The sequence below is a fragment of the Rhodanobacter sp. sgz306013 genome (genome assembly GCF_057031145.1).
In genome coordinates, this window is the sequence record NZ_JBXCIJ010000003.1 from 463,544 (window position 1) to 484,082 (window position 20,539).

The window sequence follows — 20,539 nt, forward strand, 5'->3', positions numbered from 1 at the left end:
GGGTTTTTTATTGCCTGGCCGTCCAGAGACGTCCAGTGCTGTCCAGAGGTATCCGTGCGTTTTGGGTATATTCTTGGGTACAAATCGTCTTGTTTGTACCCAAGTAGGTCTCAAGCCATGCCCCGCCTTTCGGCAACGTTGACTGATCTTCAGATTCGTCGAGCCCAGCCAGCCGACAAGCCTTACTTCTTGCCGGATGGCAATGGGCTGGTGCTCTGGGTGAGCCCGGCCGGATTGAAGGCTTGGCGTGTGCGTTACCGTCTCCCGGATGGTTCGCGCCCTGCGCCGGCCACGATTGGGCACTACCCCGACGTGTCCCTGAGCGAGGCGCGTATCAAGGCGATTGAGATACAGGGTGCTGCCAAGCAAGGCAGAGCCACGGCGGGGATACGGAAAGCTAAGCAAGAGGCGAAGACCGCAGTTGGAGCCGAACAGGAAGCTGCGGCGCAGGAGCGTGCTGAAATCGAGCACGCGTCAATGCGTGCCGTCTCGGGGCGATGGATGGCGGAGAAGCGCCCCACTTGGGCGCTGGAAACCTACCGCAAAGCCCGCCTGGTGGTGGAGTCCTATCTGGTGCCCAAGATCGGCGATGTGGACCTTCGCGTGATGGAGACGAAGGACGTCCGCCCTTTGCTCGTTGAGATGGCCAAAGAAACCCCGCAGCTGGCCCGGAAGGCACGGCAGTACGTGGCAAGCATCGTGGAGCACGCCATCAACGAAGGTCTGCGCCCTGACGACAGTCGACTGCGGCTCGATCGCATTTTGCCAACTCATCGCAGCGGCCATATGCCCGCCGTCACCGATAGCACCAGCAAGCTTGGTGATGTCATGCGGGCCATTGATGCTTACGAGAATCGCGTCGTACGCGCCGCCCTGATCTTGGCAGCCTTGACTGCAATGCGCTCAGGTGTGGTGGCTAGCGCTCGTTGGGATGAGATCAATCTGGAGGCTGGCGAATGGCGTGTTCCGGGAAAGAACCCGGACGGTACCCATCGCATGAAGACGGGGCAGGACTACAGCACCTCGCTGCCTGAGCAGGCGCTCGTCGTGCTGCGTGAGATGCATGAGCGGAACATGGGTGGCGAATACGTATTCCCGCCGCAAGCACGCCAGAAATCGCCGCATCTCAGTCGGGATGCCTTGAGCAAGGCGTTGCGCGATATGGGCTTTCAGGGCGAGCACACCACCCATGGCTTTCGTGCATCGCTGCGGACGCTTGGACGTGAGCGTTTGGGCATTGACGTGGACGTGCTCGAAGCCCAGTTGGCGCATGCCCCGAAAGACCAAGTCGAAGCTGCCTATGCGCGGGTCAAATTTCGCGAAAAGCGCCAAGAGGTCATGCAGGCATGGGCAGACTACTTGGACCAGCTCAAACAAGGCCGCACCGAGCCCGCACCCATCGCGAAACGGGAACAGGGGTCGGTCGATCTGTCAATGGATGTTCAACCCGTCGCTGTGCGCCCAACAGCTGAAGGCGACGGAGAGCGGACGAGCTTTCTACGCGGACAGAATTTGTCTCAGCGTCACAAGCCATGGTTGAGCGACAAAGTAGTCCAAAAGGTGGTTGACATCCCGGTGGATGGCGAGCGAGTAGAGCCAGTTACGGCGGTCGGTGGCACCGAAACGCGAGTAGTGAGCCTTCCGCAAGGTGAAGGTTTTTCGAAGCGCGATAAGCCTTGGCTGCGGAGGAGGTCCTGATCTCTCGCGAAGCGAGCGATGCCTTGAAGCTGATCCTCAACATGCTGGAGATATCGACGACGAGGGAGGGGCAGGAGTTCATGCGGGGGAAGGGGCAATGGGGCAGCCTTCATCCGCGAAATTGGCGCAACCAAGGCGTAGAGCGACTTCGGGCGCCATCGATGTCGACAGGCGAGCATGTGCCGATGCTCGTTAGTGAATTTCGCGACCTTGTTGCCGGGGTCTGTTCCTTGATGCGTAGGATCCGCGCTGAGGAGCGGCACGGGCGAGCTTCACCTCGTCTTTTCGAAAAAGAGGCGCAATACGCCATCCAGCCTTCACGCCTCCCTAGTGATCTGTGAGACGCCATCCGTTGGTGTCACCTTCATCGTTCCAGTTGTCTTCCACTAGCTTGGAGAATGTGTCCCCCATGTCCTTGAGCGCATTCAACCAAAGGTCGTCGTCACTTTCGCGCCTCAATCCAAAGAACCTAGGTTCTTTGTTCAATCCATGGACAATTAGTAGGAGCGCTTTAATGTCGGGGTAGGCTTCAAGGATGCCCTCTCGACCCAACTCTCCTTCCACAGTTGGTTTGCCTTCGAACTCCGGGATGCCGAACACCAAATGCCCGACCTTGCCAAATGCCAAGTTCCAGAACACGCCAGACCGGATGTTCCAGGGTTTCGGGTATCCGAATGCCACCGGACGTAATCCTGCATTTCCGTTCCAGTGACCATCTATTAGAAGCAAGTTGAGCACCAAGCAGGTTGGCGCGTCCGAATACTGACCAGACTTAATGTTGTTGGTTGTCTTGTCGATCAGGTTTTGGATGATCGTCGTAAGATTCTTTTCGTTTTCAACTACTCCGTGGGGCGCAGCTTCATGGATAGCAAAGGCTATTTTTTTGCCATCCTTTACCTGCTTGCTTAGTGATAGCTGTGCTTGAAAACTCGCCTCGTTCATCTGGCCAAGGTTATGGATGCCACCTGTTACAGACAACGTTTTGACCTCGAAGCAAGGGGCGCACTCACCACCACCGGCCAGACGAAAGTCTGGGGTTTTTTGGGATTTTTTTGACTTCTCCGGGATTCGCTCAAGATTGATGTTCCGGGCTTTGGCCATCATCCAAAACTGCGCCTCTCCCACTGCTTGCACGAACTCCTGAAACGCACCAGGTTCAAGCAACCAGTTAGAGATCTTGAAGATGCGTAACACTTCAGCCTTCAGCTTGAATGCTGCCGGCTCAGCGTCGAGAAAGGCTAGAACGCCTTGAATTGTCGGGATGTGAACTCCCAACAGTAGACTGGGTGCTACACGTTGCTGGCTTTGCCAGTGGGAGAGGAAAGTATCTTTCAATGCTGTCATGGTTTAATTCTTATGGCCGAGGACAAAAGGGTGGGAATCCATTTGCGACTCCTATCAAGATCAGTGGTGTCCGAGGGAAGGCCGTTTGAGCGATTGCGTGGCCGGCGGGTCGGTTCCTGATGAGGATCGTTCCCCTTGCAGCATTTCTGTCAGGCGATATCCCTGGTAAGGGAGCTAGGGAATCCTCGAGAAAGGTAGGTTGAGCGATACCTTCAAGTCAGGGTATTGGAACTCGATGTTCCTTGTCTCGGCTTCCTCGAATTGACCTTCGTAATCCGATACCCACGAAGGTATCCAGAGGAGCGGCGAGGTCTCGCCTGATCCGTATCTAGCGGCCATCTGCATCTCTGGCCAGGCAATCCAGCTGGCGCGAGGGTCCTGTACGTCGTTCCCGGTGAAGCGGGCCGCATATCTTGCGAGGACATAGAGCACTGGAGGGCGGGGCGATCCCTGGAAGGGCAAGCCCAGTGCCTTGAGCACCTGTGCGCACGAACGGCCATCTACCCAGAAGGAGACGCGATCGATCCAGTCATTGGCCCTGTTTATGTTCCTGCGCCGGCTTTCCCTTTCGTGCAGGGAAAGGCCGAAAACGTCATGCCATTTTAGTTGCAGTAGTGCCAAGTCACCGCTTTCCCTATCAATGACCAAGGCGTCGATATCGGTGATCAAGGAGCCGTCCGTGCGACGAAGGCCAAATCCATGAGCGGGGATCGTGAATCTGGAGGGCGGTAGGATCTCCCCGAGGTCAGTACGGAACACCGCCTCGCGGCGATCTACCCCGCGATCCCAGTCTCGTCGGTACTCCTGGCGTAGATGGCGAAAGAGCGCGAAGTATGGATTCACTAACGCCCCGAAGCAGGGAAGGAGGACGAAGTCTCTCCCTAGGTCGATGTAGAAGGGGGGCGGTATCTCGAGGGCGTGCTCCCAGTCGTCCAGTCCGTCGGACTCCAGGGTGAGTGCCTTCATTGTTGGCAATACCTGGCATCGCGGTAGGCCGGCTTCTATCCACACGGCTTCGATGTCATCGCGCCTGGCGAATATCGTGAGGACGTTTTCTATCGAGATCGATGGTGACTTCTTGCAAAGCAGCGCTGAGAAATCCATGTGCGCCAATATCCTTCCGACGGCCTGGTCGCACGCATCTTTCCATTCGCCAAAGGTCCTGTCGCCGATGGGGATGTCGTCCGGGAGGGCCTCGGCCTCCATCCACCCCATGCCGTGGCACCGTGCTTGCTCCCTGTAGGCTGCAACGATCTCCCGGTCGTTGTCATACCTGATGAACCATCCGTCAGGTGAGTCGACATATTTCCTCATGCGCGCGTGGCGACTATCCCAGCGTTCCGAGGACACCGGCTGTGGTTTGGTATCGGGGCGCATGAAACGGAGCGAGTAGGCCAGTGCCTTCTCGGCCGGGCCAGGCAGGACATCAATCTGGTGATGGCCTGAGGAGACCTGCTGCGTGGTGGCCAGGCCGTACCGCTCGAGGGCAGCCATGCGTCGCAGGAATGCAAGGGTGCCGCATGCCTTGAGGTATGAGTACGCAAAGCGGCTCGTGTCGGGACGGCTAGGCCCCCACGGTACGCCGCCGCCTTGGCCCTTTACTGCGTGAAGGAATGGGCGCATCGCCGAGGCGCAGCCTAGGAGAAGCATTTGCTGGTATCTGTCTGGAGCTTGCCCCGTCTGGCCAGCGGCGTCTATTTCGCCTCGATAGGCGGATGTCGCTGCGCAGTCGAGGGCCCTGGTGAGGGCGATCAATGCTTCTTTTTCCCTGCCTCTCCAAATCGAGGTGGCCTGCTGCTGGAAGCGACTCGTACATGCCGCCAGTACCTGTTCCGTATTGGAGGTATCAACCATGCGGGTTAGTTGCCGGGCCTGGTGGGAGCACGCCTGATCCTGGCGGCGAGACCTTTCGCCGTCTTGGCAGCCTCCGTGGGCTTGGATAGCTCGCATTCCCAGACGACAAAGACTGCCCAGCCTTGCTCCGCTAGCTGTTTTGTCACACGCACATCCCTTGCGACGTTCTTCTCGAACTTCTCCAACCAGAACGGCGTATTGCTCTTCGGCGTCGTTGCAATGCTGCAACCCAGGTGCCGGTGCCAGAAGCAGCCGTGGACGAACACAACGGTCTTGTAGCGGGGGAACACGAGGTCTGGCCTGCCAGGGAGCCCGGCACCGTGGAGCCGGTATCTGAGCCCCAGACGGTGCAAGGCCTTGCGGAGTGCAAGTTCGGGTTGGGTGTCCTTGCCCCGGATCCGAGACATCCTCTCCGAGCGCTCGCAGGGGGTCAGGAAGTCGGCCACGCCATCCTCCCGGACCTCACCCGGCGATACCCTTCGCCAACTCGTAGAAGGGCAGCCCCCTGATTACCTCGCCAGCTACACCTGCCGTCTTGTAGAGGCAATGGTGGTTGGGCAGGGTCTTCACTCGCTCGGAAAGCTCCCCTAGATCCGCCGTGAAGCCCAGCGCGCCCAGTTCCGAGGGGGTGACGTTGGGTACCTTGTGGATGAACCAGGTCAAGAGGGGATCCCGGTAGTCCGTCGTTCCTGTCTTGAAGTGCCTAAGGTACTGCGAGGCTAGGATTACGCCGGCGCCGAACTCCCGACCTTGCAATAACAGCTTGCGCAACACGTCGAACTCATACCGCATGATGTTATCCGCCTCGTCGACCAGAAGATACGAATCAATCACTCGTAGCTGCGGGTCGGTGCCAATGAATGGACGCTTGGGCGTCCCGAGCATGTTCTCGTAGAACATATTCAACATGACGGCCACCAGCATGTTCTTGCTGCGGTCATCCTGCCCCATCGCATCGAGCGATATCACCACGACCCCATCTAGGAACTCGTCGAAAGGCTTGGTCTTGGCTGGATCCTTCTCGAACACCTCCATGTCGACGAGGTCGTCGATGATCGCCATCGGTGAATCGGACTTCCCGCCGAGCAGCTCGCGATACTCCGCATGGACGTCGTAGATGGTGGGCTGGCGTCCTTGCAAGGCGCTGGCATCGTAGGCGTTGCGGACTGCTCCCTTGAGCTTGTCGCGCTGCACCGGGCCAATGCCTGAGTACACCTTGTCGAGGACGTCCGCGAAGAAGCGGAACCTATCAAGCCAAGGGGCCACAGACTCGCCCATCGAGGAGGTATCGAACAGGTTCAATGGCAATCGGGTTGGCCTGACCACGCGCGCACCCGTGGCCTCGACGAATTCCGGGCTGCTGTAGTCGCGCTTGTAGTCGAAGATCAGGAACCGGGGTTTGATTCCGCGATTCTCCCGGCCCGCTGCCGAGATCTGGAATATGAGCGACTTGAGCAGTTGGGTCTTGCCGGTCCCCAGATCCCCGACCACGCCAATGTTCAGGTGGTTGAGCCGCGTGTCCGACAAGTTCAGCGTGAGCGGGCGAGGCTCGAAGCCATCGACGGACCGGCCAATGGAGAGTGTGATACCCGTGCTACCAGAGTCGTCAACTGTCGTTTCTGCGGCAGCCACTTGAGGTGGGTAGGGCCCGGCACGTTGGATTTCCTGAGTGCTAGCCGGTGGAAGTTGGGCTGCATTGCTCGCCTTGCCTCCTTGCTCCGCCACGGGAGCAAGCGGGCCAGCGACGACCGCATTCCCTCCAGCGTAGCCTGGGACATCGACAGCAGGCGGCAATAGCCGCCAGTTACCGACCTTGGCGCGTATGGCCTCGTAGAGTCCATGGGCGTCGCCGCCTACGATTCTCCCAGCGTCTTCCGGAGAGATCGCTATGCTCTCATCGAACCCGTCCCCGTCATGGTCATGCGCATCGCTTAGCTTGGACCCGTCGATCACGACTAGGCGCCCATGGTCGTCAATGGTGACTTCGGGGTTGGCACCCAAGATCGCGGCGGCGATGCGCTCGTGATAGCCAGCCCATCGCCCGGCCTGTTCCTTGACGAGCTCTTGCTGGCTGTAGACGCGCAATCCGAACCCCACCATGGAAAGGAGCAAGTGCTGGTATGCGAGCTTCCAGGCGAGCGACTTGGCTGCACGGCCCTCCATTGCCTTGAGCAGCGAAGAGAGTGCCTTGGCCTGGGTGAGGGCATCCCTTGCATCGTTCAGGCTCAGGGTGCTGCTTTGCTGCCTGCATTTCACCTCGACCGGTGTGAGATGGATGCGGATGGCCGACTGGTTGATACGGAAGCCAACGACCAGGAGGTCCGGGCGCGAGAGCGATACGTCCTTGCGTTCCTTGCCCAATGACCGGGCTAGATCTGCGAGGTAGCCCCGAAACGGGTCGACCGGGACGATGATCGCGACGGAGGCATCGTCGGGTGTACCGGACAACACGGGGACGAGGCTGTCGAGGTTGCCGGATGTCCGGAACTGGTCCTGCAGGAGACGTACCGCGAGGAAGAGGCCGAGATCGCCGGTCGCGCCAGAATCGTCGCCGGAAAGGCCGCGTATCGTCGGGATTCCACGGCGGGCTATCTCCAGCAGGACTTGCTCGATCTGGTGGTCGCCAAGCCCATTACATCCAGGCAGGGGGCGCAGCACCCTCCCCAGGGCGTCGCGATCGGCATCCCTCACCTGGGATAGCAGGTAGTAGCCGCTCGTGTCGCCTGCCCGGTGGGAGTAGGACGGCAGGTCGTAGTCCCATAGGTACGTACCCTCTATCCACCCTCCCAGGAAGCAGGCTGGGTCGATAGCGGAGGATGACACCGCCACGAAACCAGCCTTCTTCTCCTCGAGCATGTTGGCGACCGCGTGCACGTTGGGAGCGAACTGGAGCCCCGTGGTGTCCTCGCAACCGCTCTCTAGGACCCCGATGCAATGGGCGACCTTGTCCGCGAACACCTCGCCCGAGGGCTGCGCGGGCAGGGCACGCCGTGATTCGCTGATGAATGCACCATGCAACTGGCGCCTGATCCTGTGCCGTAGAAGGCCTCCTGTCCCCAGCGGGGAGTAGGTGCCAACCTCGGCGGATTCAGGTTGAGCGGCATCGAGCTGGGCAATGATGCCGAGATCGGGCTTGCTCCCTGGAGGCTGCCTGTCGAACCAACGGACTTGGTTCCCGGTGTCCTCCGACAGGTTGGCGATCAAGGCTTGGTCGGGGCGCTCGTCATCCGGCCTGGTGTCGAATACCTCGAGCATCCTCGGACCTACGCCCTGTCCTTGCCTGGGGGCGTCGTCGCTACCAAACCGCCCGCTACACCAAGTTGCCAGCCCCTCGTTGCAGGCGTCGGTGGCCCCTCCACCACTGGATATAACGAGACTGACGATGGGCTTGGCAGCCAGCAGGTCGGAGACGTCCCCGAGGGCGCGTGCGACTTGGGCCGGGCTGAAGCCGCTGGAGATGCCTCCCACAACCAGTCCGAAAGTATCGTCGAATGGTGGTCGTCGCGACTTGTCTGCTATTTGACCAAGGCGCGCCCCGTTCCAGAGCACGGACCAGTAATCGGAACTGCACTCGACAGAAAGGAAGGGGACCTTGTCGACGCCAGTCGGTCCGCCCGGTGCTTGCAGCGACAGGGCAAGCAGATCGGGCACGCAGTCGGGATCAAGGATGCTCGCTGCCGGGCATGGCAGGGGATCGTCGCCCTCCGTCGCGTCGTATAGCGTTGCTTGCGCGAGACAATGCCAGGCCAGTCGCAAGGGGTGAAGCGGGGATAGCACGATCGCGTCCGGTACGCGTGCCAGCGTGCGGCCATCGGCCTCCCGTGGGCATATGGCTATGACGTCGACCCAGCAGGCGACGTCGCGGTCAGCCGCAAGCCAGGTGGCATACGCGTCGAGGTAGTCCTCGACCAAGGTTCGGAAAGTGGGATCGTTTGCAAGCCACTTACCGAGCGGCGCGGACTCGAGCAGTCCGGCTTGTTCGCTGGTTTCCCTTACTCGCTTGGCGATTTCCTTTCGGGCATCGACAAATGCGGGCGGGGGAGAGAACAACGCTGTCTGGGGCCTAGGGTCATGGAGGAAGCGAGCCTGGGAGAGGATCGGGCCGGACGGTGTGTCCCAGTCTGGCGATGTCCACTTGGTTGCGTAGTCATCGGAGAGCACTAGGGGAATGTACGACTTGCCCACGGTTTCCTCCTCTAGCATCCATGCTTGGAGGCTAGAGGAGCGAGCATGGCGGTCGAGCTGCACGACGGCCTTGGTGTCGAACTTTTCAAGATGGCGGCGATTGAGCTTGATGAGGCGCTCGAACTCGCTCCTGCACCCTTCCTCCCTCGCTTCCTCGCATGCCACGTAGACCCTGCAGGTCTCGGCGGCGCGACCTGCGACCTGGAACGACACGTCGAGCTGGTAGTTGCCATCGGCCTCGACCTCTACTTGGTAGCTGCCGTCCCTGGCCCGGTGCAGGAAAAGCGGTTTCGGGGGATCCATGGCTCGATCGGTCGCGTCGTCGGGTACCTCCTCCGCCTGCGTAACCACCACGTCGGGTGACGCCATGAGGATGAGCTCGTAGCGGCCGGGACCGGGAACCGAGAGTGCGGATTCCCAGTCGACCGGTGTACTGCCCTTGCGTGGCTTCTTCGGCAGTGACAGCTTGGTCGCCATTCGCGAGGTCACGACGATGCCCGGGTGCCAGCTCGCGAGCGAGATGACCCTCGCCGTGACGGCCTTCCTCCCCATGGCGGAAACCTTGTAGCTGAGAGGAGAGCGCTGCCCCGCCGACGGGGGCATATCCCGGTGGAGTGCCGTCCCACTGGCATCTACGTGGATGAGGACGGGGGTCTTGCCGTGGGATCCCCCTGTGAGAGATACCTCCAAGGAGCCTTCATTCCCTGCGTGGTCCACGGAGATGGAAAGCTCGACCTCGGTGCGCACGATAGCCGGCATGCCACGGGTTATCGGGAGGATCGCATTCGTGCAGGTGATCGAGAGATCGCCAGCTTGTCCCTCGGTTTCTTCCGCGAGGAGCTCGGTCCAGCATTCGCTCGTCAGGACTTGCCACCACGAGGGAGGTGTCTCGAGCTCGAGGCCATCCGATGGGAGGTAGAAGGCGGGCGCGGCACGCTCGAATGCCGTTGGCACGTCGCAATTCGCCAGTACGTGCGCCAGGAACGCAAGGAGTGCCTGCTTGGACGCCTCGGTCGTCGCCATGGCCGTCAATCGCGCGACGCTCGTCTTGAAGCCATCGGCCATTTCGTCCGCGATCTTCTCCATGACGTCAAGTTGCGTCTTGGCGATGATCCCGCCCTCTTGCAGGGGAGGAAAGCCGCAGGCAAGTGCAAGCGCCGATCCCGCGGGCAATTGCTGGACGTGATCGCGGATCGAGTAGATGCGCGACAACAGCCGCCATGCCCCCTCACCGGGGGCCACCTCGTCGATTGCCAAAGCCGCTCGCCCTACGAGCAACCGCGCCTCGTCGAGGGAGTCCTCGGTGATCCCCGCTTCCGTGAGTCCTCGCGCGACCAACTGCTGGACGAACCCATCCTCCCACCATGCCTCGAACGTTGCATGGCCCGTATTGTTGGAGGAATTGATCCCGAATTCCTCCGTCGTAGATGCTACTGACCGGTTGCTATGCTGGCCGGGCGGGAGGAGTGCAACAAAGCTGGCCAGGTTGGGGTCGTTGCGGATGTGTAGCAGGTGGCTTTCATCGCACTTGCCGGATGCGCCGATGCCAGGATTGGTGCCGGGCACCTGTCCGGCTGGGAGCTGCAGCAGCACGGGCAGGACGGCTTTGCTGCGACCGGCTCCTTGCCCGACCGCGATCCCACCCGGGGCTGCAAGCTCGTCGAAGACCTTCTCGAGGATATCCAGCGGTGGGCCGTGGAAGACGAAGCGGGACTCCTGCCTGCCGCCGGCCTGCACGCCAACCGCTGCCTGGACCTTGTCGCGGATGATGCCAACAAGGGCTTGAACTAGCCTTTTCATTCTTCCGTGTCCATGGCCGTGGTGGAGAAAGGGGGGAGCAATAGCATTCCGCTCTCGGCGTCTGGGCTGTCGAGGACGAGACCGAGCATGCGGAGTTGGTGGCCAAGGTCATTACGCGCTATGTCCTGCCTGTCCACGACGATTCCGTAGGAGGCTAGGTGCATTCCCAGCTGGCGAATCGACCGAGGACCGCCCATTCCCGCCAGTGCACAATGGACGAGGGCGAGGACGGCAACTGGCCCCAGTGACACGACCCAGGGGCTGGAGGAGTGGTTACCCTTCTTCTTCAGCACGTAGCCCTGATCGTATCCCCTGAGCAACTGGATGGCGGTCTGGCGCTGGCCAAGGGCATGTCGAGCGAACTCGAGCACGTTCGCGCCTATGCCTTTCCTGCAGTGCAGCGCGCGGGATTCTTGGTCACGTAAATCCGCGAGCATGCCACGGAGTCCTGCCTGTTCCATAGCTTGTCGGTTGTCGTAGACATGCTGGCAGAGCCGGGCGAGGTCCTCGCTCGACGAAAGATCGCCTTGATGGGGTACGCCTGCGTCCGCCAACGACCAAAGGAGTGCATTTATCCCCAGACGCGCTGACAAGTAGCTGGACGCCTTGTCCTTCAGGCCGTGCAGTGCCTTTCCACCGTACATCATGTATCGCGCTTCGCTTGGGAAGACCTGTGCCCGCACGGCGTCCGCACCGGTGGGCCCGTTGCCAGCGAGGGCGTCGGACAAGCAGCTCCAGATCCGCGCCTGCACGTCGCACAGCCATGCCACGTGGGACACCGCGGCAAGCCGGAGGGTCGCTTCTAGCAAGCTCGTCCATTGCCTTCTGGTCATGGCCCGCTTGGCTTGGATGAGTGCGCGCAAGTCCTTGGCGAATTGCCTCGCGGGTAAGAATCGGACATTGTCGAAGTCATCACCCGAGAGGATTGCAACCTCATTCCTAGGCACGGGTGCGAGCTGCCAGGGAGCGTGGCTTCCCCAGGCAGAGGTCTCTTGCTCGAGCCAGCGCGCGAAGATGTCGTCCTGCCCATCGACGCCCAATGCAACAAAGAGGTCTCCCCACAGGGCTTGAGCGGCCTCGTCGTTGCGGGAGCCAAGCCAGACCATGCGGCGCACGAGGCTTCCCGCAGGCCAGGAATTACGACTAAGGCGTGCCGAGCCAGAGAAGGGAGCAAGCAGCGGGACCAGCGGCGTGACCTGTAGGAATCGCTTGGATGATTGGTTGGGGAGCTTCGGGCTCTCGAGTACTCCGTGAAGGACCGCGTTCCACTCCTCGACGCCCAGCGTCGCTCCGCTGGGAGGGCCTTGTCGCCTGTCGCGTAGCTTCTGAAGCCTTTGCTCGAGTTCGCGCCCCGCCTGCGGGACGCTCCCTTCGCTGATGGGCGCGAACCCGATGGTGCGGTAGAGGGACGCGACCAGCACCTCGGAGCTCGCATACTCGGGCGCAGGGCTCATGGCAAGCGAGGAATCCCTGTATAGCGGGTGTGATGTCTTCCATGGGGTCCGCTTGAACTCGGCCAAGTTCATGTCTGCCTCCCTCCGCGCACCGAGACGAAGCTGCCATTCCAGGAACTACCAACCTCGGCACCATCCACGCCTATCCTGATCCTCGCATCCATGAGTACTTCGGGGTCCCTCACGATCGGTCCGGACAACCGTGCCTTGGTCGTATCGAGCAGGGCAACTACGGTGCGAGGCAGCGATGCCATGGATAGCCCGCATTCCAATTCCTTGACGGCCTTGAATAATTCGTAGGTCAAGGCGATGGGCTGCAGTGACTGGCCTTGCCCCACCTCGAGGAAGCGGATCGGGGGGCGGGGGCGCCCGGCCGTGTGAAGGCGCCGCATCCTGACCTGACGGACTGGCACGACAAGGATTGCCTGCCTCTGTTGCGGCGGGAGTGGCTGCCCGAATGTGGTCGTGAGAGACACTTCGAAGTCTTGGCCATTGTTCAGGAGGCTCTTCACCTGCTTGGCTACCTCGAAGAGTTGCTGGCCCTTGTCGTCCTCCTCGACCACCTGTTGGAAGGTTTTGAGTGTCTGGATGTCTGCCACGACGGCCGAGCGCGTGCAGATGCTGCGCCGAACAAGCCGGCAGGCGAAGTCGCGGATGATTCTCTGGATACGGCTTGCGGCGGAGGGGTTCTTCCGCCGGGGGGCTGGCGAGGAGAGGAAGTCATCCGCCTTGGCCAGCCGGCGCAACAAGTCGAGCTCGAACTTCGCGAGCACCTGATACTTGCGGACGAAGTCGATGCCTCCGCTGATGGACCGGCTGAACCTCGTGTCCAGCTCACCCAGCAGCACCTTGCTTCGCCCGCTGACGGCAACCTCGAGGTCAGGACTGGCCATGGCCGGGTCCAGGAGTTCCACCAGGTTGTCCAGTAGCGGAACGATCGTCGCTGGCAGGTATGTGTCCTTGCGCTCCTGCAGGAAGTGCTGGAGCCCGAGCAGAATTCGTATGTCACTCGTGTCCTTGCCTAGCCCGAGCTCCTTGAGGGATTGTCGCAAGGTGCTGGCGGCTTCCGGGGCCCATCGATGGAAGAGGGCATGCTGGTAGCTGGACAGCGCAAGGTGGAACGGGGCGGTGAGCTGCTGCCGCCGTGGGTTGATGGCCTGCTCCCCGGCCTCGCCCTGTATGGCGAGATGCGCAGCCCACTGGCAGGGATCGTGTTGCTGGTCGTGCCCGGATGGCCTGTTACCCGCCAACAAGTAGGAGGCTAAGGAGAATAGGTCCCGGAAGCTCCAGCGCTTGCCGCTGGCGAGCTCGTACCAGCGGAGGATTCGTAGCAATGCCGTGCGGTTGTCCTCGCGAGCCAGTAGCACCTGGCTGTGGCAGAAGGGGCAATCATCGCCAGCCGGGCACATGCCTGGGCCAGGCCAATATTCGGGTGAGGTGGCATGGGCCAGGAGGATGGAGGCGGGAGAGGGGTGGCCTTCGCCTGGGGCAAGCAGCAATGACTCGACATCCATGGGCCAGATCGCGATTTGCGGAAACCCCTCGAGGGGCCAGCAAGAGGGGGCCGTGGATGAGAGGCTGACCGCCCGGGTAATCGCCTCTAGCAAGGCTCGAGCGTCGCCAAGGTCTTGGTCGATGGCATGGATCAAGGCATCGTCGAGGACGCCACGATTGACGCAGCACAGGTAGTAGCGGTTGCCGGAGCCGACCAGCAAGGCAAGTAGCTCCTCGATGAGCAACTCGGCGGCCGTGCGCCCCTCCCGGCCCGAGGTGGCGGACGCGTCCTGCACAATGGATAGCTCCATTGGTCGTTGCACTGAAGCGAGGCTCCCTGCGTCGACATCCACGACCCTGGCGACGGCTTTTCCTGTGGGAGGATGAAAGGAAGCAGAGAGGGCGTGTACGAGCCTTCCGCCAGCTGCCAGCCCCTCGTCCAGGCAGTTTATGGTGTGCTCAATTGCCTCGGTCTTCCCGTTCCCGGGGCCGCCGACGAGCAGCAGTATCCGGGGTATGCCGGGGGTGCCAGATGCCGCCTCCCTTGCCCAGGACTCGAGCCGAGAGATCAGGTTGGTCCTCAGCAGTTCCCTGCCAGGACGACCGCTGTCAGGGTCGAATAGTCGCTTTACTCCCCCGGAGTGGTGCCCGGCCCATCCCAGCAAATCCTCCGGGAAACTGGGACCAGTTCCCTGCATGCTCTCCATGTTTCCCCCTCTAATCCTTGGTTTGGTTACGCCACGGCAGCGATTGGCTCTTGTCGACGTGGAATGCCCGCGGGCAGTTGCTGAGCGGGTGTCTGTGCAAGTTCGTCGAGGATGGCCGAGGCGGCGAGGCCGATAGCTTCTGCGAGCAAGGGCGGGACTGCATTGCCTACCTGGGTATAACGGGGACATTCCCTCGTGCGCAGCTTGCCCCCAGTAGTGAACTTGCCACGGAACCGGAACCAGTCCGGGAAGCTCTGTAGTCGAGCGCTTTCGCGAACAGTAAGGATCCGCGGCTCCATGTAGTGGAGGACATCGTCCGGCAACGTCGTGATCGTTGGCGCCGGCTCCCATTGGGACATCGGGTAGATCCGGTGCTTCTTGAGGCCGAATCGCTTCCGGACCTTCTCGTTCATCAAGACTCCTGGCTCGCATTCGCGAATGATCTTCTTGAAGCGTGCTTGGATATCGCTCCTGTGCCGCGCCAGGCGCATGCTGTCCATCGCACTTGCAGGGCAATGCTTGTGCATCAGCTTCTGGTAGGTGGTCTGCGGCCCAGGGTAGTAGGCTTCTTCGAAGCCCTCCCGCGACGAAGGGTCGGTACAGGGCACGGTGAATGTCTTGCTCACCAAGAGGTCCGATATCGCGTCACTTGCCGAGACTGGCTTGGTCTTGGGCAGGCCGTGCTTGGCAAGCATGTCAACCCGCGCGGATTCAAGCATGTCGAAGGCACGAGCGATGCCACCCTCGAGCCTAGATGCCAGATCCCTCTTGATGCCAATGACGATCAGCCGTGAACGGCGCTGGGGTACTCCAAAGCGGGACGCATCCACGATTTCCCCGCGCACGTCGTAGCCAATGGCCTCGAGACTCCTCTTGAGCTTGTCGTAATAGGACTCGGTTGCCTGTTCCGGCTTGCCTTCTTCCCCTTGCTTGGTGGAGTGCGCGACCTTCATTCCAGGCACATTCTCGAGCACCAAGATGGATGGCTTGAGAGTGGCCACGACCTGGACGTACTTCTCGAAGAGCTGGTTGCGGGGATCATCCTCTCGTCGCCGGCCGGCAAAACTGAAACCCTGGCAGGGAGGGCCGCCAGCCAGGACCTGGATTGTGCCTTGCAACTCGGCAAGGTCGTCCCGGTGCTTGTCCAGCAAGTCGTCGATGCCGCAGGCTCGCTCTTCCAGCCACGACGGCCAGTCGAACTTGCTGACAGGGACTTTCCTCTCGCCGAGGAAGTTATCGGAGAATGTTTCGAATGCCATCGGATCGCGTTCTACCGCAAACCGTCCTTGTAGGCCGGCCATGGAAAGACCCAGCGACAAGCCGCCGCAGCCCGAGAAGAGATCGACAAAGGTGTACTTGGGCATGTCTCGGATCGTTTTCTTGACGTCGCGCTTCGACATACGCTCTTGCAGGGCACGGCCGGCCCCGGGATGAGCGACATCATGGTTGGGGTTAAGGGCGGGGGATGTGGCCTTGTGTATCGCCCTCGGACCGCTGCTGGCACCGATGCGCGTGCTCAACTGAGTGCCTCCGCCGAAATGCAAGGCCACCTGCTACCAGGCACAAGGACTTCCAAGCGATTAGCCACGCGCGGATTCCCTTCCGATTGCCTGTGCTAGCCAGGCGGGCAGCATGGAGCGCGAAGTTGTGAGCGCATGCCACTCGGGGAGCGGCAAGGTGCGTCTTAATGCCACCAGAGCCTTGTCCGCCCGCGCCGGCCCCATCCATGCAAGCGCACGTACGGCCGTCCCGGCGGGGCGGCTACCTAGCGCGAGCATCCAGGAGGGAGCATGCTTCACAAGCACTTCTGCGCGCCCAAGCTTCAACTTCTTGGTGCGCCCGGAGGTCAGGTAGATTGGCCTGGCAGGTACTTGTCTTGTCAGCCCGAGGAGGTTGGCCGCACTCGCCCCGTGCGGAGCGATCATCTCGCCGCTTAGCTCCGCCATCGAGCTGAGAACTTTCTCGGGCGCAGGGGCCTGCATGCCGTAGCGGCCGGGAACGGGGGCGACGTAGGTGCCTCGCGCAATGCGCAGGAGCCGGCCATCCTTCACAAGTCGCGAAAAAGCTTGGTCAACCGCGGCCCGGCTACCAAGATGCAGGAATTCCTTTGGTGAGAGCACGCGACCTTCGGCGAGGGACTGCGCGTGCAACAGTATCGACCCTGGTAGCGTATCCATGTGGCTTCCACTTTCCCGTTAAGTAAGAAATCCTACCCTAGTTTCTGACATTGCTGTACCGGTACTGGTGGACGATCGCCTAGCCCGCGGATGGATATGTGGTGGACGTGAAGGTGCATCCATGCTTTCTCACGGATTGCGACATTGCCTAGCCGGTCAAAGGCAGGGGTATCGTCCTCGATGTGCATATAGACGCTCGCCGGCAGCGAGGCTCGAATCTACGTTGGCTCATCGAGGCATCACCCTATTCGCGGGTACAGGTTAGGGAAGTGACTGATCGGTAGCTCTTATGCGGGCGCCAGGTCCTGCCAGTCAGGCATGTGCCATGTAGCTTCAATCCAAAAATATTTCATACGCATATCACCACGCTTGAGCTGAGGAGTGTCTCGCTCCGTCTGCGCGATTGGTCGTGCAGGTGTCATTTCTCGGGAGTGTTGTGATGAATGAACCCATATCCTCGGAGCCGGCCTGCGAGGAGGTCGATCCCTCGTTGGCGCTTTCGGCCCAGGCGCTAGTCTGCCCGCGCTGTCAGTCAGAACGTATCGAAACCCGAAGCTACGGCAAGAAGATCGGCGGTGCCCTTGGCGCGGCCGCCGGAATCGGCAGCGGCATGGCCCTTGTCCTTTCCGGTGCGGATATCCGCGCAGCCAGCGGTTCGGCGGCGGACCCCGTGGAGACCGCTGCCGGTGGCCTCGCTGGAGGTGTACTGGCTGTGCTGAAGAGCGGTTCGGCAGGATGCGCCGCCGGTGCCGCCTTCGGTGACATGATCGACGAGCACGTGCTGGACAAGTACCGCTGCGTCGAATGCGGCCATGCCTTCAGTCAGCCCTGCGTGAGCAGCTGAATTTTCACCGCAATGTTCGGCATGGATCCCGGCCAGCTGCCGGGATGGCGACGGTTTCCAAGCCCAATCGTTTCCCACCTCACGCAGCCCCAGGCCCGGCACCCGCCGGGCCTGGGGCTTTTGGCGTCTCCGCCAAGGAGTTCACGATGTCTACCTTACGATCAGCTATGCCTCAGGTGCCGAGCGAGTCCTCAAGCGATCAGGCAATCCTTGCCGCTGCGGAAGACATACTCCGCACTCGGCTACAGCGGCTTGGTGAGATTCGAAACCCAGCCGATGCCTTCGACTTCCTGCGCATGCGACTGGGCGGTTTGCTTCACGAGGAGTTTCACGCCGTCTGGCTCGACAACCGGCACCGAATCCTCGACTGCCAGCGACTGTTCACCGGAACGATCGACGGTGCCAACGTCTATCCACGGGAAGTGGTCAGGGAAGCCCTGGGTCACAACGCGAGCGCCGTGATTCTTGCGCACAATCACCCGAGCGGCGTCGCGGAGCCCAGCGCTTCCGACCGGGCCATCACCCGGGCGCTGAAAGAGGCCCTGGACCTGGTGGGAGTTCGTGTCCTCGATCACGTTGTGGTCGGGGAGACCTGCGTCAGCTTGGCGGGGCGCGGTCTCGTCTGAGCCCCACCCGCGCACGGGGTGTGCGGTGATCCTAGCGACCGGCGCCCTTGGCCCGGCTCAGCCGGTGCTCCAGCTTGTCGACGTACGCCGCCAGCGTCGTGCCGCACGCGAGGCACCAGTCGCGAAGCTGCAAGGGGTCCAGACGAATGGCCCCACGCTCGGCCATCGAGACATACGACTGCGAGCGTCCCAGCTTCTTGCCCAGCTCGGACTGGAGGAGGTCGGCGTCCTCGCGCATCTCCAGCAAGGTCTCCAGGACGGCCTTGTACTCCGGGCGATGCAGGCTTTTGGGCGCCGCTGGCGCCTTGGGGCGTGACTTCTTGAGCGTTGGCATCGGGTCCACCTCGTCGCAAGCGGGTGGAACCTAAAGCGCATCTTTAGATACGCCGACATTTGATATCAAATGATTTGATATATTGAACCGATGGTGTGCTTGGCGCCAGCTCGTATAGGCGCCTGCGCGCCAGACGGCAGGAGTTGATCAGGTGCGCGCGTTCGATTCGGTGGGTCAGTCCATCCGAACGGGCGCGCCGATGCCAATCCGACAGGGGTTTTATGGACGACGAACTTGAACGCATCCGCTCTGAGCGGATCGCCTTACGGGCAGGGAGGCGGCACCCGCTCCAATGCTCCGAGCACCACATTCATCTACGTCGTGAAGGGCGTCTTACTCGTCCACCCCAGAGGGGCGACGGGGACCACAGGAGGTATCGATGATCTTTTGTACGGGTTGCGGCAAGGAACTTCATGAAACCGCGCCGATGTGTCCCCACTGTGGCAAGCCGCAGAAGGCGGGCGCGGCAGCACATGTCACGCACACCGATGCCAAGGCCCGGCCGCTCTGGGCGGCCATCATGTCGCTTGTATTGGGCGTCCTGTGCGTACTGGATGAGATCGGCAATTCCGGCGCAGACAGCGATACGACCGCCGGATGCGTGCTGTTCGCGATCGTGGGCCTCGTGCTCGGCATCGTCAGCCTGAACATCAGCAAGCGAGGCAAAGGCATGGCCATCGCCGGCATCGTGACGGCGGTGATCGGCCTAGGCCTATGTCTATCTAACTAATGGAGGAGCGCATCGTGAGAGCTGTGCCAGAGCAATGTGCGGCAGGGAGTTTCGGAGTCCTGCAGGTTGGGTATTTCAGGGTAGGTGGCGGGGTGCAAAGGCTGGCGCTGAGTGGCGTGCGCCTTGGCGATCCTCGCCGTGACGGTCACGGGGTGGAGTCATGAGCGCTGGAGGGGCGTGCTGTTCGCGTTGTGGGAAACCCCTGTCGCCGGGCGACAACTTTTGCGAGGGGTGTGGCGCGAAGGTCGATGACCCGATGCCGCATCCCGCCGGGAGTGCCGCCGCCAGCTACGGAGAGCATGTTGCCCAGGGCGCCGTGACCGATGAGCAAGTGCTGGAGCGGATCGCCGGCTACGAGCGCATCTCGGCGATCCTGTGGATCTGTCTGGGCGGGCTCCAATTGCTCGCCGGGGCGATCGCCGGATTCAAGATCGCGATGATCATCGTGGGTATCTGGAACATCCACGCCGCCTACTCGCGCCTGAAACTTCCGGACCGAATCCGGGCACGCAGTCCGGGCATACCTGCGATGTACGAGAAGCAGGTTGTCCAGCTGATCGTCGTCGGCGTGTTGAACCTCGCGCTGGGTGGCGTGATCGGCGTGGCGTTCGTGATCTTCGATTTCGTTATCCGCGGCATGGTCTTGCGTCACCGCGCCCTTTTCGCCGACGAAAGGCCGTCCGCGCAGGGCGTGTGATTTTCGAGGTCGGGCTTCTGCCGCCTGTCGCCGTGGCTACGGCGGCAGTAAGCGCTGGAAGGAGGGGCGCCACCGCGGCGGAGCGGTGCATGCGGCTGATGCAACCGGATTTCAGACCTTTATCACCGACATAACCCGGCGCTCATCGTGGCGCCTGGCAGGTCAACTTTCTACGAAGCATTAAAAGGAAAAAACCATGGACACCACGACACTCATCCTGACTCTGTTCGCCGCCTTCAATCTATCCCAACTAGTCATGAAGGTCTGGGGGAACAAATTCCCCCAGCCTTATGCGAGGAACCTCCATACGAACTGGTTGCAGGGTTGGCGTAACACCCAGAATCCGCAGAGCCGGTTCTGGATCCAGTTCGCCCTCACGTTCGCCATCATGGTGGGCTTCAACATCGCGGGCCAGACGTTCGTCGGCTTCCTGGTCTTCGTGCGCCTGATCGTGTTCTGCGTGGGCTACCGGCTGGCCAAGCAGCAGCTGGCCCAGGCAGGCGCCTCCCAAAGCGCCCCTACCGCCGCCGATCAGTAACCCGCCACCCGATCGGGCTTCTCGGAGGCCCGACTGGCTATTGGACATAGAGGATCG

Annotated in this window: 16 protein-coding genes and 1 pseudogene; 8 read left to right on the top strand and 9 right to left on the bottom strand. The window is 61.4% G+C overall.

All coding sequences use genetic code 11. The features are described 5' to 3' along the window. The first annotated feature begins 117 nt into the window (after positions 1-117). Together AC2EWF_RS11755 and AC2EWF_RS11760 are read left to right on the top strand one after the other, a co-directional pair. The gene (locus tag AC2EWF_RS11755) at positions 118-1,698 is read left to right on the top strand and encodes a tyrosine-type recombinase/integrase (RefSeq protein ID WP_483639549.1); all 1,581 of its coding nucleotides are present in this window, start codon (positions 118-120) and stop codon (positions 1,696-1,698) included. Positions 1,699-1,721: 23 nt separating this feature from the next. Next, the gene (locus tag AC2EWF_RS11760; RefSeq protein ID WP_483639550.1) at positions 1,722-2,039 is read left to right on the top strand and encodes a hypothetical protein; all 318 of its coding nucleotides are present in this window, start codon (positions 1,722-1,724) and stop codon (positions 2,037-2,039) included. On the opposite strand, the gene AC2EWF_RS11765 is transcribed toward AC2EWF_RS11760, so the two are convergent. From AC2EWF_RS11765 to AC2EWF_RS11800, 8 genes are all read right to left on the bottom strand, one after another. Then, complete coding sequence (locus AC2EWF_RS11765) at positions 2,026-3,042, bottom strand: hypothetical protein (RefSeq protein WP_483639551.1); 1,017 nt, start codon at positions 3,040-3,042, stop codon at positions 2,026-2,028. The two genes, AC2EWF_RS11760 and AC2EWF_RS11765, sit on opposite strands and share 14 nt — an antisense overlap. Before the next feature lie 174 nt (positions 3,043-3,216). After that, a complete protein-coding gene (locus AC2EWF_RS11770; RefSeq protein WP_483639552.1) occupies positions 3,217-4,536 on the bottom strand; it encodes a hypothetical protein in 1,320 nt (439 codons plus the stop codon). 365 nt (positions 4,537-4,901) lie between these two features. After that, complete coding sequence (locus tag AC2EWF_RS11775) at positions 4,902-5,342, bottom strand: very short patch repair endonuclease (protein WP_483639553.1); 441 nt, start codon at positions 5,340-5,342, stop codon at positions 4,902-4,904. Between the two features lie 16 nt (positions 5,343-5,358). Next, positions 5,359-10,881, bottom strand: coding sequence for an ATP-binding protein (locus tag AC2EWF_RS11780; RefSeq protein WP_483639554.1), 5,523 nt, complete (start codon positions 10,879-10,881; stop codon positions 5,359-5,361). Then, the gene (locus tag AC2EWF_RS11785) at positions 10,878-12,407 is read right to left on the bottom strand and encodes a hypothetical protein (protein ID WP_483639555.1); all 1,530 of its coding nucleotides are present in this window, start codon (positions 12,405-12,407) and stop codon (positions 10,878-10,880) included. The genes AC2EWF_RS11780 and AC2EWF_RS11785 overlap by 4 nt, the downstream gene beginning before the upstream one ends. After that, positions 12,404-14,140 carry a hypothetical protein gene (locus tag AC2EWF_RS11790; RefSeq protein WP_483639556.1) on the bottom strand — a complete coding sequence of 579 codons (1,737 nt, stop codon included), beginning with the start codon at positions 14,138-14,140 and terminating at the stop codon, positions 12,404-12,406. The genes AC2EWF_RS11785 and AC2EWF_RS11790 overlap by 4 nt, the downstream gene beginning before the upstream one ends. Positions 14,141-14,562: 422 nt before the next feature. Continuing rightward, positions 14,563-15,900: a DNA cytosine methyltransferase gene (locus AC2EWF_RS11795; protein ID WP_483639557.1), complete on the bottom strand. Its 1,338-nt coding sequence runs from the start codon at positions 15,898-15,900 to the stop codon at positions 14,563-14,565. A 216-nt stretch (positions 15,901-16,116) separates the two neighbouring features. After that, a complete protein-coding gene (locus AC2EWF_RS11800) occupies positions 16,117-16,713 on the bottom strand; it encodes a DUF6088 family protein (protein WP_483639558.1) in 597 nt (198 codons plus the stop codon). 439 nt (positions 16,714-17,152) lie between these two features. Here AC2EWF_RS11800 and AC2EWF_RS11805 point away from each other — a divergent pair, with 439 nt between their 5' ends. Continuing rightward, complete coding sequence (locus tag AC2EWF_RS11805) at positions 17,153-17,557, top strand: hypothetical protein (protein WP_483639559.1); 405 nt, start codon at positions 17,153-17,155, stop codon at positions 17,555-17,557. Positions 17,558-17,703: 146 nt separating this feature from the next. Next, entirely contained in the window at positions 17,704-18,183 is a 480-nt protein-coding gene (locus tag AC2EWF_RS11810) for a JAB domain-containing protein (protein WP_483639560.1), read from the top strand. 31 nt (positions 18,184-18,214) lie between these two features. Here AC2EWF_RS11810 and AC2EWF_RS11815 read toward each other — a convergent pair whose 3' ends face one another. Next, positions 18,215-18,517, bottom strand: coding sequence for a helix-turn-helix domain-containing protein (locus AC2EWF_RS11815; RefSeq protein ID WP_483639561.1), 303 nt, complete (start codon positions 18,515-18,517; stop codon positions 18,215-18,217). A gap of 379 nt (positions 18,518-18,896) precedes the next feature. On the opposite strand from AC2EWF_RS11815, the gene AC2EWF_RS11820 reads away from it, so the two are divergent. The 4 genes and pseudogenes from AC2EWF_RS11820 to AC2EWF_RS11835 all read left to right on the top strand — a co-directional run bounded on the left by AC2EWF_RS11820 (position 18,897) and on the right by AC2EWF_RS11835 (position 20,482). Next, complete coding sequence (locus AC2EWF_RS11820; RefSeq protein ID WP_483639562.1) at positions 18,897-19,247, top strand: DUF4190 domain-containing protein; 351 nt, start codon at positions 18,897-18,899, stop codon at positions 19,245-19,247. A 160-nt stretch (positions 19,248-19,407) separates the two neighbouring features. After that, positions 19,408-19,488: pseudogene (locus AC2EWF_RS11825) on the top strand (zinc-ribbon domain-containing protein); the annotation flags it as partial. Between the two features lie 15 nt (positions 19,489-19,503). Next, entirely contained in the window at positions 19,504-19,944 is a 441-nt protein-coding gene (locus AC2EWF_RS11830) for a hypothetical protein (protein WP_483639820.1), read from the top strand. Positions 19,945-20,140: 196 nt separating this feature from the next. Next, complete coding sequence (locus AC2EWF_RS11835) at positions 20,141-20,482, top strand: hypothetical protein (protein ID WP_483639563.1); 342 nt, start codon at positions 20,141-20,143, stop codon at positions 20,480-20,482. Positions 20,483-20,539 lie beyond the last annotated feature (57 nt).